Genomic DNA, 13,811 nt, shown 5'->3' with positions numbered 1-13,811 from the left:
CACTGATGACAGAACATCTCTAGATTGTCGCTCATAGAAAATCCTTTATAAAAAAATTAGTTATAGATTTTAAGATTTTATTTATAATAATGACTTAATCGCCATCAAGAAATGGCTAAATTTTATCAAATTTATTTACAAAATGAGAATTTAAATTTTACGAGCCAAATTTGAGCTCTTGCGGCGGCTGGGGCATTATGCGAATTTGAGTCAAATTTAGAGTTCTAACGACAAAATCGCGGGCGACACGGCCTATGCTCGGGTAGTAAAATCACTCAGTAAACAAGCTGACACTATGGCACGATGGCAATCTTAACTGCTCTACTAAATCCGTGTGGATATGGCAGATCGGTGGGCTGTGGAGCCAACTAGTTACCGCGCAAAACGATCAATAAATATAAGCCGGCAAATTTAAAGGTATTTCTCTAAGCGTAGCAATCATAGCGACAAGGAGTCAATTGCTTGCCGCGCTTAAAAAATGCGAATTTAGGTATAATAACGGCAAATATATAAAAGAAATTCATCATATTTTACTAAAACCGGCAAAGCGGTTTTGCGGGCGGTAAGATAGAGTCGCAGCTAAATCTGCCCAGGTTGCGCTAAGTCTAATCATTTGGAGTATCATGAGCGTTTGTGAGTTAAAATTTCTAGTTTTAAAACCTACTTCGTTTGCCGGCAAGCGTTACGGCAAATTTCCGCTACTCGTCAAATTTGACGCGCAAACAAGGCAAATTTAACACAAAGGACGAAAGATGAAAGAGTTTTTAGCTGCAGCGCTTGATTTTATCCTTTGCCGCATCACGATATTTATCACGGGTGTGCGGCCGCCGCAGGAGCTTTTAAACATAGGCGAGGGCACTAAAATTTACTATGCAAACCACGCCAGCCACGGCGATTTTTTGCTGATTTTCGTCTCACTGCCGTATCGCGTGAGAAAGCGCGTGCGCCCCGTCGCGGCGGCGGAGTACTGGGAGAGCGGACCCGTGCGCAGATTTCTTGCTAAAAACGTGTTTAACATGGTGCTAATAAGTCGCCGCAAAGATCCGCTAGAAGCGCTAGCGCAAATGAGCGACGCGCTGCAGACGCACTCTCTCATCATCTTTCCCGAAGGCACGCGCAAGATGGACGACGACCTGGCACTTCAGCCGTTTAAAAGTGGAGTGTTTCGTTTGGCGCAGGAGTGCCCCTCCGTGCCTTTGGTGCCGATTTGGATCAAAAATGCGCGTAACGTCCTGCCTAAGGGCTTTATGATACCTATCCCGCTGCTTTGCGAGCTGATAGTGGGCGAGGAGATATTTTACAGCGGCGAGGGTAAGGGCGAGTTTTTACAAAAGGCGCAGGACGCGCTGCTAGCGATGAGCGATACGCAAAATGATAGAACGAAAGCCTAGCGCGACGACTTTGGCCAGAGCGGTAAATTTGAGTCCTATAAATCCGTCAAACGAAAAGGCAAAATTTGCGACCGATCTTGACGGCAAATTTGACGGCGAGCCTTTTAGGGCGGCTAAAGGCGTCAAATTTAAGCGCGAAACGACAACCAAAACGCCAGCCTTGCCGCAAATCAAATTTGACCCAAACGTAGGCTCAAAGCGCGAGCATTTCTGGCTATCAAATTTAACCTATCAAGCCGTCCGCACGGCAAACCAAACGCTCGCAAATTCGACTCGCTCGGGCGCTTCAAAACAGACGTCAAATTTAGCTTCAAATTTAACCAAAAGGCACTAAAATGAACCCGCAAAATCATATCTTAAATCTATTTTTAGGACTCATCGCGGTGCTAGTCGTCTCTAGCGCCGTTGCATTTATGCTAAAGGCAAAATTTGGCGCCGAGAACAAAACCATCGCAAATTTGACCTCGCGCATAAACGCCTGGTGGGCGATGATTTTGGTCATTTTTGCGTTTACTTATATGGGCAAAAACGCCGTGATATTTTTATTTTTGCTAGTTTCGTTTGCCGCATTGCGCGAGTTTTTGTCGCTCATCTACATCCGCAGAGGCGATCACATCGCGCTCGTGGCGTGCTTTTACGTGATTTTGCCCGCGCAGTATATCTTTATCTATGCTGATTGGTACGCGATGGCGATGATATTTATCCCGGTTTACGGATTTTTATTTTTGCCGATTTTGGCGGCTATTTGCGGCGATGCGGCCTATTTTTTAGAGCGCTCGACGAAGATCCAGTGGGCGCTGATGATCTGTGTCTTTTGTATCTCGCATATCCCTGCGCTTCTTTTGCTGGATCTTAAGCATGGCAGCGGCATGGAGCTGATGTTGTTTTTGATCCTAGTCGTGCAGGCTAGCGACGTGCTGCAGTATATCTGGGGCAAGCTTTTTGGCAAACGCAAGATCGCTCCTAGCATCAGTCCGTCTAAAACGGTGGTCGGTTTTGCAGGCGGCGTACTTAGCGCTAGCGCGCTGGCTGCGTGTCTGCATCATCTCACGCCTTTTGGCGCGGTGGGGGCGTTTTTCATCGGGCTTGCCGTTTGTATGATGGGCTTTTTAGGAGGACTTGTTATGTCTGCTATCAAGCGCGATCTAGGCGTCAAGGACTGGGGATATATGATCAGCGGGCATGGCGGGATGCTTGACCGTATGGACTCGCTGTGCTTTGCGGCGCCGATATTTTTTCACATAGTTAGATATTTTTACGCGTGAGGTTTTGATGAAAATTTGGAGCAAAATTTTACTTTTAGCGCTCGCGGCAAATTTAGCCTTTGCGTTTTCGGCCGGAAAGCTCGTGCAAGATGCCAGAGTGCAGGTTGGTCGGACGCTGTTTTACGATCCTTCATACTCTAGGCTTGAGTACCCGATGGGCGACGTGGATATGATAAAGGGCGTTTGCACCGACGTCGTGGTAAGGGCGCTGCGCGGACAGGACATTGATCTGCAGCGGCTCATCCATGAGGATATGAGCGCGAATTTTAGCGTCTATCCAAAAAACTGGGGCGCGAAAAAGACCGACAAAAACATCGATCATCGCCGCGTACCAAACATCGCAACCTACCTAAAACGCAAGGGTTACGAGGCAAAGGGCGAGTTTAAAGCCGGCGATATCGTGACGTGGCGGCTGGATAACGGCAGGCCTCATATCGGCATAGTTTCGGATAAATTTGCCGATAGTAAAACCCCGCTCGTGATCCACAACATCGGGCTTGGCGCGCAGGAGGAGGACGTGCTAAACGAGTACGAAATAACGGGACATTTTAGGATAAAATAAGCGTAAAAACCGATAAATTTAAGCAAGAAAGGCGAAAAATGGAGTTTAAAGAGAGCTACTTTATAACGAACGACGGGGCGAGGATATTTTACAGATACCGCCTGGCTAGCGACGTAGCGTGCGAAAACCCGGGCACAGACGAAGTAAATTTGAGTGAGGACGGTAAATTTGACGGATCAAATTTGGGCGTCCAAACCGCAAGCGAAACATCAAATTTGGCTAGCGAGCAAACAGGCGGCACAGACGAAAATGCGGAGCCGGATTTTGGCGGCGCGGGTAAATTTGAGGAGCAAAATTTACCAAACGGCGGCGAAAACTCGGACTCAAATTTAAACGAAACCAGCAAATGCGGCGCGTCAAATTTGAGCGAGACGCCTAGCGAAAATGCCGAGCAAAATCTCAAATTTAAAGCCGCGCCGAATGCCAAAGCCGTAGCGATATTTCACCGCGGGCACGAGCACTCGGGCAGGACGACGCATGTAGCAGACGGGCTAGCGGACGAGAATTTGAGTTATTTTGCCTGGGATCAGCGCGGACACGGCAAAAGCGATGGCGAGCGGGGCGATGCGCCAAGTATCGGCCGCCTCATCGCCGACGTGGACGAGTTTGTGGCGCATATCGAGCACAGATTTGGCTTTGAGACGCAAAATCTAGCCGTGATAGCTCAAAGCGTGGGCGCGGTGCTGGTCTCTGCGTGGCTGCACGACTACGCTCCGCGCGTTCGCTGCGCGGTGCTGGCAAGTCCCGCGTTTAGCGTGAAGCTTTACGTACCGTTTGCTAGAGCGGGTCTAAAGGCGCTTTACAATGCGCGCGGAAATTTTTTCGTAAACAGCTACGTCAAGGCGCACTATCTCACGCACGACAAGGAGCGCCAGGCCAGCTACGACGCCGACTCGCTCATCACTCGCGCGATCTCGGTGCGCATACTGCTTGGGCTTTACGAGGCGGCACAGCGCGTGGTTTCGGACGCTGCCGCGATCACGACGCCTACGCTACTGCTGATCTCTGGCGATGACTGGGTCGTGGAGCACGCCCCGCAGCACGAGTTTTACAACGCTCTTGGCGCGCGCGTAAAAAGGCGCGAGATTTTAGATGGATTTTACCACGATACGCTGGGCGAGAGCGAGCGGGAGAGGGCGTTTGAGATCGTGCGCGAGTTCGTCGGCGAGCGCTTTAGCGCGCCTTTTAGCGAGGTGGACTGCACGCACGCGGACGAATACGGCTTTAGCCGCGAGGAGGCCGATAGACTAGCTACGCCGCTACCGAGATTCTGCCCGAAAAATTTGTGGTTTAAGTTCCAAAGATTTGGTATGCAGGCGCTCTCGCCGTGGGTCGGCGGGCTAAAAGTGGGCGAAAATACGGGCTACGACAGCGGCAGTACGCTTGACTACATCTACCGAAACGAGCCGCAAGGAGCGAATAAATTTTTTAAATTTATCGACAAATTTTACCTAAACGCCATCGGCTGGCGCGGCATCAGGGAGCGCAAGCGAAATATCAAGCTAGCCATCGATCAAGCCGTCGCAAAGCTGCAGGAGCGTGGCGAGCCGCTACGACTGCTAGACATCGCCTCGGGGCACGGCAGATACATACTAGACGCCGCGCAGGGGCATAAATTTGAGCGCATAACGCTACGCGACTACAGCGACATAAACGTAAAAGCCGGCAGCGAAATGATAAAGGAGCGCGGGCTGCAGGACGTCGCGAGCTTTACGCAGGCAAATGCGTTCGAAGCCGCTAGCTACGAGGGTCTGCAGGACGCATATACGCTAGGCGTCGTGTCGGGACTGTTTGAGCTTTTCCCAAATAACGCGGTCGTACGCACCGCGCTACAAGGCTTTGCAAGCAGCGTAAAAAGCGGCGGTTACCTCATCTACACCAACCAGCCGTGGCACCCGCAGCTCGAGATGATCGCGCGCGCTCTATCTAGCCACAGGCAGGGTGTTGCGTGGATCATGCGCCGCCGCAGCCAGGCCGAGATGGATCAGCTCGTGGAAAAGGCGGGATTTAAAAAGGTGCGCGAGTGGATAGATGGGGATGGGATATTTAGCGTGAGTTTGGCCGTTAAAATTTAACGGCTTGTCTCGCGAGCGCTTTTAAATGATTTCGTAAATTTCGCCCTGCGACAGACTATATGTCTAGTCTTGGGACGAAATTTACTTCAAAACATTTAAAATCATCTCGCGATACTTCGCCTTATCGTTTTACGCTCAAATTTACAAATTTTATTCGCCGAGACCCGTACCCTGAAAACGCAAATTTAAAAAACGTGCGGCGCGACAGCGCGGTCGCACCCTTTGAACGTGCAGTGGGGTTGGAGAGGGCTTGGGAGAGGAAGGGGCGACGCTTCGTAAGTAGTACCCCCTTCCTCTCCCGAAGAAAATAGAAAGGTGGATACAAAAGGGAGCTCTTTTGCTTCAGCTACGCTTCGCAACTGCAAAGCAGAGCGTAATTCAAGCCCCTTCCCCCTTAACAAGAAAGGTTGATTTGCGCAAAAGCTTAATGCACAGCACCAAATTTGACTAAATTAAATTTAGCATCTTAAAGATACAGGTCTCGGCGAGTAAAATTTACGTCAAGCGAGCCTATAGGTCACCAGAAGCGCAAATCCACTAAAATTTGATAGAATTAGCAAAAAAGGTAAAAATGAAAACGAAATTGTTTTTATCGCAGCTGGCCGCGCTCGTCGTAGTTGCCGCGATATTTTACGCTAGCTACGGCGCTACAAACGCCCTAGCAAGCGCTAGCGCAAACGTGCCCGAGATCTATTTCGCGTGGGAGCGCGCGGTGCCGTTTTGGGCGTGGAGTATCGTGCCGTATTGGTCGCTAAATTTGCTCTACGCGCTTGGATTTTTCCTATGCCGTGACGGCCGTGAGCTCGCGCGTTACGTCACGCAGCTACTCGCCGCGCAGATTATCGCGACGCTGTTTTTTATCGCTTTTCCTCTGCAAATGTCGTGGGAAAAGCCCGTGGTTTCGGGCTTTAGCGGCTTTTTGTTCGCAAGCCTCGCCGCCTTTGACCTCCCGTTTAACCAGGCCCCGTCGCTGCACATCATACTTTGCGTCGTGGTGGGCGCTTTTTACCTTCGCAAGGCGCGCGCGGTTTGGCTTAAAGCGGCGCTCGCGGCGTGGTTTGCGCTCATCGGCCTTAGCGTGCTGACCACGTATCAGCACCATTTTATCGACATTCCGACAGGGTTAGCCGCGGGCTGCTTCGTGCTGCTCGTTCGTCCGATGGATGGCGAGCCGCTTAGGTTTGCCATGGTCGCGGAGGCCGCGCGCTACAAATGGGCGGCTCTATATCTGGGATTTGCGTTTTTGACGCTTTTTGCGGCGATTTTGGGAGCTAAAATTTGGGGCGCGTGGGCGCTGTGGCTATCGTGTGGGCGAGCCTTAGTTTCGCGCTGGTTGCTTGCGGTTACGCGTTTTTGGGCGCGGGAGTTTTTGCTAAAAACGGGCAAGGCCGTCACGCCGCCGCGGCTAAAGCTTTGCTCTTTCCCTATCTTTGCATCGCGCGGTTAAATGCTCTTTTTTGGCTGCGCGGACGCCGGCTTTCAGACGAGATTTTGCCCGGACTTTATCTGGGCTCGGTTAAGGAGGCGCGTAAATTTGACGCCGTGCTAGACTGCGCGGCTGAGTTTGAGCGGCCAGGCGGTGCGCAAATTTACGCGAGCCTACCTATGCTAGATATGATAACGCCCGGCGCGGACGAGCTGAGGCGCGGCGCGGACGAGCTTGAGCGACTCGTGAAAATGGCTTTTAGCAGCGGTGCAAATTTACCGCAAAGGGCGGCGAAGCTAAGATCAAATTTTAGTGCCAAGGCGGGCTACGCGAACGAGGTAAATTTGAAATTTCACAGGCAAGCGGACGCGCGGGTAAATTTGCAAACGCGCGGCGCGGCAAACAAGCTAGAGATCGCTGAGGCGGGGCAAAATTTTGCTAACTCAAATGAACGAGCCGCCGAGAACGGCAAAAAGGTGCTGGTGTGTTGCGCGCTGGGCTACGTCAGGAGCGCGTCGGTGCTGCTCGCTTGGCTTGTGATTTACGCGGGACTAGGATTTGACGACGCGCTAAATTTGCTAAGATCGCGCCGCGAAAAGATCGCAGTCTCTAGCCTGCTACGGGAGCGGATAATGCAGCTAGCAGACGGCACCCGCAAAATTTGAAAGCGAAGTAAAGAAGCGGCAAATTTAAGCGCGAAATAGGCGCATGCTAAATTTGATCAAGTCCGGTTTAAGGGATCAAATTTAAAAATCTGCAGGCTAGAAACAAGCGGCATTGCAAAATTCTCGGTGAAAACGAACGGGAAATTTAACCAAAGGTGAACGCCCAAAATGAGGAGGGAAAATGACGAATGCGGAGCAAAACGAGAAAGCGGCGCAAGGCGGGGAACGCGAATGCCGCCAAAGGACGAACGATAGAGCTTTAGCGCTGGTTACGGCTAGATTTTTAGCGACGCATAGGCTGTTTTTCTTGTTAAATTTGCTTCAGTTAGCCGTCTGCCTTCGCATTTTTGCAAATTTTGTCGTTGTTGCGGGCTTTTTGGCGGCTTTTGCGAGGTTGTTTTATCTGCATGTTAGGTTGCATTTTGACTCGCTTATCTTTAAGGATTTTGCGGAGGGGAGGCTAGAATACGGCAAATTTGATGCGGCGCTTACGGGGCTAAATTTAACTAGCAAGCCGCCTAAAATCCGCGATATGAAAAGTCGCTGCGCCGGAGCCATTCGGCTATATAAGCTAACTGTCGCGCTTACTATCATCATCGTCGCCGTCGCTTTGGCGGGTTATTATCTGGGCTAGAGTTTGGGTGCCAAATTTGACCGTCAAATTTGGCCCGCGAGCGCGCTTTAAATTTGCGGCGTTAGCTAAATTTGACTTCCGCGATCGTATGATTTTGTGGTTTGAAAGATAAATTTAGGCGCAAACGGTTAAATTTGCGCCCGTAGGTTTATTTGATACTTTCTAACGTGCTGCAGCTCTGAGCCGAGCCTAGATCGCAGCCTTTTTTGAAGTAAATTTTAGCCTTTTCAATATCTTTTGCGACTCCGCTTTCAGTCGGCGGCATGTAGTATGTGTAGCCCGCAAACAGACATGACTCGACTAGGCCGTGCTCGCAGCCTTTGTCAAAATACTCCGCGGCTTTAGCAAACTGCTTTTCTTGGTAGTACGTAGAGCCCGCGTATTCGCATCCCAGTGCGATATTTGCTTTGCAGGCTTTTGCGGCATTGTCTTTATCTTTTACGTATTTTCCTGAGGCTTCGTGCTCTTTTTTCGTAAAGGCTAGGAGATAGTACTCGTACGCTTTTGCTTCGTCTTTTTTGCCGTAGGCGTCGTCTTGGTAGATTTCGCCCAGCTTCGCGCATCCGTCAAATCTCTCGCCTTGGCAAATTTCGCTTAGGATTTCGACGGCTTTGTCTATATTTTTCTCTACGCCTTTGCCGTCTCTATAGCCCATCGCTACAAACTTGCAACCGTCGTCGTAGCCACTACTGCAAAGTTTTGAAAATATCTCAAAGCTTTTTTTGGGATCGTGCTCGGCGCCGTTTTTGCCTTCGGTGTACGAGTGGCCCGTCCATAGACAACCTAAATTTGAGCCCAGATCGCAAGCTTTTTGGTAGTATTTGACGTCTTGTTTTTCATAAGCGTAGTCTATGCAGGCCGCTGCATCGTTGTTTTCGCAGCCTTTTTCGGCGCTCACGGCGGTTTTGTCTTTTACTTTGTCGCAGCAGTCGGCTCTTTTGCCAAACGATATCTCGCAGCACTTTTCATAGGCCTGCTTTGCGCGTCCGGAGTTTTTTTGACGTCAGAACCCTTGCCAAACTCATAAAGCTGCCCGAGCTCCTTGCAAGAGGAATCTACTTTTTCCGTATAGCAACCTAGCTTAAAGTAGTTCTCCGCGTCCTTCCACTGGCCTTTGGATTTTGCCGCTAGTCCGTTGTTGTGATTTGGTCCGGCCTGTGCTACCGACAGGCAACAAAATGCTAAAAACATGGCTAAAGCTAGCTTTTTCATAAGACCCTCCTTGCGAGTAATCTTAAGCATTATAGCCTCTTTGCTATGCTTTTAACCTAAATCACGACTACTTCGGTTTTTAGCTCGACGCCAAACTGCTCCAAAACGCGCTCGCGGGCTAAATTTATGAGCCCGGTTACGTCCGCAAAGGTCGCGGCGTTAAAATTTATGATGAAATTTGCGTGCTGTTCGCTAAATTTAGCCCCGCCTATCGCGTAGCCCTTTAGCCCCACCGCTTCGATCAGTCTGCCTGCGTAGTCGCCTGGCGGATTAATAAAACAGCTGCCAAAGCTAGCGCCTTTTGGCTGATTTGCGCGCTTAGCGGCAAAGTCTGCTGCGAGCGCTGCGTCAAATTCGCGCGAGATTTTAAACTCGGCGCCAAAAATCGGCTCATCTATCCCGCTTTTGCGGTAGCTAAAGCTTATCCTCTCGCGCTCTACCCAGCCGCGCACTAGCCGCACCGCGAGCAATTCGTCGCTAATGCTAACGCCGCAAAGCCCCGCGTTCATTTTTATTAGTCCGCCAAGCGTACCCGGGATATTTTGCAAAAACTCAAATCCGCCGATATTATGCTTTTTGGCGAAGTTGTAAATTTTGCCCGATTTCGTCGCAGCGCCGATACTAAGCACGTCGCCGCTTAAATTTATATAATCAAACGCGCCGCCTAACATCATCATCGGCGGCGGGTTTGGCGAGACTAGTAGGTTGTTTGCGTCACCTATCATCACGCGGCTGACAAATTCCGGCTTTAGCGCGTCCTCTACGCTCTCTAGCACCGCCACCTCGTGCACGCCGCCCACTCGCACCGAGCTAAATTTAGAAAAATCTACAAGCTGCGTCATTGCACGAAATTTGGGATAAACTCTATCATGCGCGTCGTGAAATCAACCATCATCGAGACCATCCACGGCATCAAAAATATAATCACGACGACGACCAAAATGATCTTTGGCACGAAGCTTAGCGTCATCTCGTTTATCTGCGTCGTAGCCTGAAATATACTGATGATAAGGCCCGCCGATAGGCCAGCGAGCAGCATAGGAAAGCTCAGATATAGCGCGATCTTAAAGGTTTCGATACCGAGTTCTATGAGGGTTGATTGCATTAGCTAAACCTTATATCGTTGTACTCGGTCGGCACGAGGTAGTTTTCGGCCTTGATCGGTAGCGGGTAAAATCCTCGCTTATAACCAAGCTCAAATAGCCTATTTACTGCCTTTAGCTGCGTTTCGTTCATCGAGACGGAACTGTCGTTTGCGTAGAGATTTAGATAGGTTTTTAGCTTTTCTTTATCGACGCGGATCAAATTTCGCTCCATGAGCATCTGCGACAAAAAGGGCTTATGCGCGGTGGCGATACGCACGCCCTCCGTTAGCACGCGCTCGCACTCGGTAGCGTCCGTTATCGGCAGGCTGCGGCGAACCGCCATGCCTCCTAGCGGCAACGGCAGATTTTCGCCCGCTAGCTCGCTCCAGATGTCCCAGATCTCGCGCTCCACGCAAAGCTCGTCCGAAAAGTCCAAAATACTCTCGTGTATCAGCACGCCCGCGTCCACCTCGTCGCTTAAAACTGCGCCCTCGATGTCGAGAAAGTTTTTATAAACTATGCGCGCCTGCGGGTAGGCTATGCGAAAAAGCAGGGCGTTTGTCGTGTGTTTGCCGCTGAGCGCGACCTTGAAATTTCGCTTTAAAACCGCGCCTTTTTTCTTGACGAGCTTTGGTCCGTAGCCCTCGCCAAAGCTCACCGCCGTGCGCAAAAGCGCGTATTCGTCGCAGATAAGCGGATATAGCGCGAAGCTAATCGCCGTGGCTTCGTAAGTGCCCTTTAGCGCCTCGTCGTTTAGCGTCTGGATATCAAGCGCGGTGGCGCTAAATTTTAGATTTTTCGAGCTTACCCAGCCAAAATCAATCGCCTTATACATAAAAATATCGTCGGCGTCGGGCGAGTGAGCGACGTTTATATGCTTAAAAATCTTCAAATTTTATCCTTTTTGCTCCGCTTTAAATTTCGCGCGTAGTTTGATTGCAAAATTATAGTAAATTTTTGCTACAATCGCCATAAAAATGCGGAATTTATAAAGAAAAATATGGAAAATCAGGCGTATTTAAAAGAGCAAATTTTAACTTATCTAGGTAACAAACGCTCGCTTTTAGGCTTTATCGAACAAGGCGTAAATATCGCAAAACAGGCGCTCGGTAAAGAAAAACTAAGCTGCTGCGACCTTTTTAGCGGCAGCGGTATCGTGTCGCGGTTTCTAAAATCCCACGCAAATTTCATCGTCGCAAACGACCTGGAGCTTTATAGCCGCGTCACGAACGAATGCTACCTCGCAAATGCGGACGCGAAATTTAAAAAAGAGCTTGATTTTTGGCATGAAAAACTAACTCGAGAGATCGCCGCAAATTTGCGTGAGGGCTTTATCTGCGAGCTTTACGCGCCAAAGGACGAGGCAAATATTTTGGCAACTGACCGCGTCTTTTACACGAAGAAAAACGCCGCCTATATCGACACTGCGCGCCAGATGATCGACTCGCTCGTGCCGCAGGAGCTGCGCGTTTTTTTCATCGCGCCGCTGCTTTATTCGGCTAGCGTGCACGCCAATACCAGCGGCATTTTCAAGGGCTTTCATAAAAACAAGGACGGCCTGGGGCAGTTTGGCGGACGCGGCAAGCACGCGCTATCTCGTATTACGGCAGACATCAGCCTGCTTAAGCCCGTTTTTTCAAATTTTAACGTCGAATTTGACGTGCAAAGGCAAGACGCAAATGAGCTTGCCGCCGAGCTTCCGCCGTTTGATCTAGTCTATCTTGATCCGCCCTATAACCAGCACCCCTACGGCTCGAACTACTTTATGTTAAATTTGATCGCTAGCTACGAGCGTCCGAGCGAAATTTCGCGGGTTTCGGGCATCGCTAGAGGCTGGAACCGCTCGGTTTTTAATCAAAAATCAGCCGCCGCGCCCGCGTTTTTCGAGCTAATCTCAAAACTAAAAGCTAAATTCGTGCTCATCTCGTTTAACTCCGAGGGCTTCATCGCGCGAGAGGAATTTAGCCAAAATTTAGCCGAGCTCGGCGAAGTGCAAATTTTGGAACAAAAATACAACGCCTTTCGCGGCAGCAGAAATCTAGCCAGCCGCCCGACGCACGTTAGCGAGCTACTTTACGTTTTAAAAAAGGCGTAAATTTAGGCTAAATTTGACCGTGTCCAAACCCGTCTCAAATTTACGCGAATAATCAAAAATTCATCTCAAATTTGATAAAATCAGCACGATTATTTTAAATTTAAGGAAGCCGATGGCAAAAGAAAAAGAAGAAAAAAAGATAGTCCCGCCGACAAACGATTCGGACAAGAAAAAGGCCTTAGACGCGGCTTTAAAGCAGATAGACAAAGCATTTGGCAAGGGTACGCTAATCCGCCTGGGCGATAAGCAAGTCGAGGCCATAGACAGCATCTCGACGGGTTCGCTAGGACTTGACCTGGCCCTTGGTATCGGCGGTATCCCAAAGGGCCGTATTATCGAGGTTTACGGGCCTGAGAGCTCGGGTAAAACGACTCTAACCCTACACATCATCGCCGAAGCGCAAAAAGCCGGAGCCACGTGCGCCTTTATCGACGCCGAGCACGCGCTAGACGTGAAGTACGCGGCAAATTTGGGCGTAGATACCGAAAATCTCTACGTTAGCCAGCCCGATTTTGGTGAGCAGGCGCTAGAGATCGTAGAAAACCTCGCTAGAAGCGGCGCGGTCGAGCTGATCGTGGTTGATAGCGTCGCGGCGCTAACTCCAAAAAGCGAGATCGAGGGCGACATGGGCGATCAGCACGTAGGTCTGCAAGCTCGTCTAATGAGCCAAGCTCTGCGCAAACTAGCCGGCGTCGTGCACAAGATGAACACGACCGTGATCTTTATCAACCAAATTCGTATGAAAATCGGTGCGATGGGATATGGTACGCCTGAGACCACTACGGGCGGTAACGCACTTAAATTTTACGCCTCGGTGCGCCTAGACGTGCGAAAAATCGCCACGCTAAAACAAAACGAAGAGCCTATTGGCAACCGCACGAAGGTAAAAGTCGTGAAAAACAAGGTCGCGCCTCCGTTTAAAACGGCGGAATTTGACATAATGTTCGGCGAAGGTATCAGTCGCGACGGCGAGATCATCGACTACGGCGTGAAGCTAGATATCATCGACAAAAGCGGCGCGTGGTTTAGCTACAAAGCCGCTAAAATCGGCCAAGGCCGCGAAAACGCAAAAGCCTATCTCAAAGAGCACTCGGAGATATCAGACGAGATTGTAGCGACGATAAAAAGCTCGATCGGCCTAGATAAGCTAATAAGCGGCTCGGGCGACAAAGACGAAGAAAGCGAAAGCATAGAAGAAAATACGGAGGAATAAAATAATGGTATTTATAGAAGACGTAACTGCGATAGAAGTACTTGATAGCCGCGGCAACCCCACCGTAAAGGCGACCGTGGCCCTAAGCGATGGCACCGTAGCAAGCGCGATAGTGCCAAGCGGCGCAAGTACTGGCAAACGCGAGGCGCTGGAGCTTCGCGACGGGGGCGATAGATACTGCGGCAAGG

The 13,811-nt window shown here is 50.2% G+C and carries 15 protein-coding genes and 1 pseudogene; 11 read left to right on the top strand and 5 right to left on the bottom strand.

The genetic code is table 11. From position 1 onward, the window contains the following. Positions 1–752 precede the first annotated feature (752 nt). From Q0394_RS05445 to Q0394_RS05410, 8 genes are all read left to right on the top strand, one after another. A complete protein-coding gene (locus Q0394_RS05445; RefSeq protein ID WP_298945956.1) occupies positions 753–1,391 on the top strand; it encodes a lysophospholipid acyltransferase family protein in 639 nt (212 codons plus the stop codon). Continuing rightward, the gene (locus tag Q0394_RS05440) at positions 1,372–1,725 is read left to right on the top strand and encodes a hypothetical protein (protein WP_298945954.1); all 354 of its coding nucleotides are present in this window, start codon (positions 1,372–1,374) and stop codon (positions 1,723–1,725) included. The genes Q0394_RS05445 and Q0394_RS05440 overlap by 20 nt, the downstream gene beginning before the upstream one ends. Position 1,726: 1 nt before the next feature. Further along, positions 1,727–2,656 carry a phosphatidate cytidylyltransferase gene (locus Q0394_RS05435; protein ID WP_298945952.1) on the top strand — a complete coding sequence of 310 codons (930 nt, stop codon included), beginning with the start codon at positions 1,727–1,729 and terminating at the stop codon, positions 2,654–2,656. A gap of 7 nt (positions 2,657–2,663) precedes the next feature. Beyond that, positions 2,664–3,218 (top strand): DUF1287 domain-containing protein, encoded by a 555-nt coding sequence (locus tag Q0394_RS05430; protein WP_298945951.1) that lies wholly within the window; start codon positions 2,664–2,666, stop codon positions 3,216–3,218. 38 nt (positions 3,219–3,256) lie between these two features. After that, positions 3,257–5,293: a bifunctional alpha/beta hydrolase/class I SAM-dependent methyltransferase gene (locus tag Q0394_RS05425; RefSeq protein ID WP_298945949.1), complete on the top strand. Its 2,037-nt coding sequence runs from the start codon at positions 3,257–3,259 to the stop codon at positions 5,291–5,293. Between the two features lie 571 nt (positions 5,294–5,864). Next, positions 5,865–6,740: a phosphatase PAP2 family protein gene (locus Q0394_RS05420; protein ID WP_298945947.1), complete on the top strand. Its 876-nt coding sequence runs from the start codon at positions 5,865–5,867 to the stop codon at positions 6,738–6,740. Beyond that, positions 6,707–7,384: a dual specificity protein phosphatase family protein gene (locus Q0394_RS05415; protein WP_298945945.1), complete on the top strand. Its 678-nt coding sequence runs from the start codon at positions 6,707–6,709 to the stop codon at positions 7,382–7,384. Before Q0394_RS05420 ends, Q0394_RS05415 begins: the two co-directional genes overlap by 34 nt. 181 nt (positions 7,385–7,565) lie before the next feature. Continuing rightward, the gene (locus tag Q0394_RS05410; RefSeq protein WP_298945943.1) at positions 7,566–8,018 is read left to right on the top strand and encodes a hypothetical protein; all 453 of its coding nucleotides are present in this window, start codon (positions 7,566–7,568) and stop codon (positions 8,016–8,018) included. A gap of 148 nt (positions 8,019–8,166) precedes the next feature. On the opposite strand, the gene Q0394_RS05405 is transcribed toward Q0394_RS05410, so the two are convergent. Genes Q0394_RS05405 through Q0394_RS05385 form a run of 5 tightly spaced genes read right to left on the bottom strand, consistent with a single transcriptional unit; the run spans position 8,167 to position 11,207 of the window. Beyond that, positions 8,167–8,916: a tetratricopeptide repeat protein gene (locus tag Q0394_RS05405; RefSeq protein ID WP_298945940.1), complete on the bottom strand. Its 750-nt coding sequence runs from the start codon at positions 8,914–8,916 to the stop codon at positions 8,167–8,169. A 14-nt stretch (positions 8,917–8,930) separates the two neighbouring features. Next, a complete protein-coding gene (locus Q0394_RS05400) occupies positions 8,931–9,230 on the bottom strand; it encodes a hypothetical protein (RefSeq protein ID WP_298945938.1) in 300 nt (99 codons plus the stop codon). A 56-nt stretch (positions 9,231–9,286) separates the two neighbouring features. Further along, complete coding sequence (locus tag Q0394_RS05395; RefSeq protein ID WP_298945936.1) at positions 9,287–10,072, bottom strand: UDP-N-acetylmuramate dehydrogenase; 786 nt, start codon at positions 10,070–10,072, stop codon at positions 9,287–9,289. After that, a complete protein-coding gene (gene fliQ, locus Q0394_RS05390) occupies positions 10,069–10,335 on the bottom strand; it encodes a flagellar biosynthesis protein FliQ (protein ID WP_002953589.1) in 267 nt (88 codons plus the stop codon). The genes Q0394_RS05395 and fliQ overlap by 4 nt, the downstream gene beginning before the upstream one ends. Continuing rightward, positions 10,335–11,207, bottom strand: coding sequence for a menaquinone biosynthesis family protein (locus Q0394_RS05385; protein ID WP_298945934.1), 873 nt, complete (start codon positions 11,205–11,207; stop codon positions 10,335–10,337). Before Q0394_RS05385 ends, fliQ begins: the two co-directional genes overlap by 1 nt. 108 nt (positions 11,208–11,315) lie before the next feature. On the opposite strand from Q0394_RS05385, the gene Q0394_RS05380 reads away from it, so the two are divergent. From Q0394_RS05380 to eno, 3 genes and pseudogenes are all read left to right on the top strand, one after another. Continuing rightward, positions 11,316–12,410, top strand: a complete 1,095-nt coding sequence (locus tag Q0394_RS05380) for a DNA adenine methylase (RefSeq protein ID WP_298945932.1) — start codon at positions 11,316–11,318, stop codon at positions 12,408–12,410. Positions 12,411–12,522: 112 nt separating this feature from the next. Then, positions 12,523–13,623, top strand: coding sequence for a recombinase RecA (gene recA, locus Q0394_RS05375; protein ID WP_298945930.1), 1,101 nt, complete (start codon positions 12,523–12,525; stop codon positions 13,621–13,623). A 4-nt stretch (positions 13,624–13,627) separates the two neighbouring features. Next, a pseudogene (gene eno, locus Q0394_RS05370) lies at positions 13,628–13,811 on the top strand (phosphopyruvate hydratase); the annotation flags it as partial.

Origin of the sequence: uncultured Campylobacter sp., assembly GCF_938039205.1 — a bacterium.
GTDB lineage: Bacteria > Campylobacterota > Campylobacteria > Campylobacterales > Campylobacteraceae > Campylobacter_A.
Note: the sequence above shows the minus strand (reverse complement) of the source record. Positions and strands in the feature narration are given on the sequence as shown.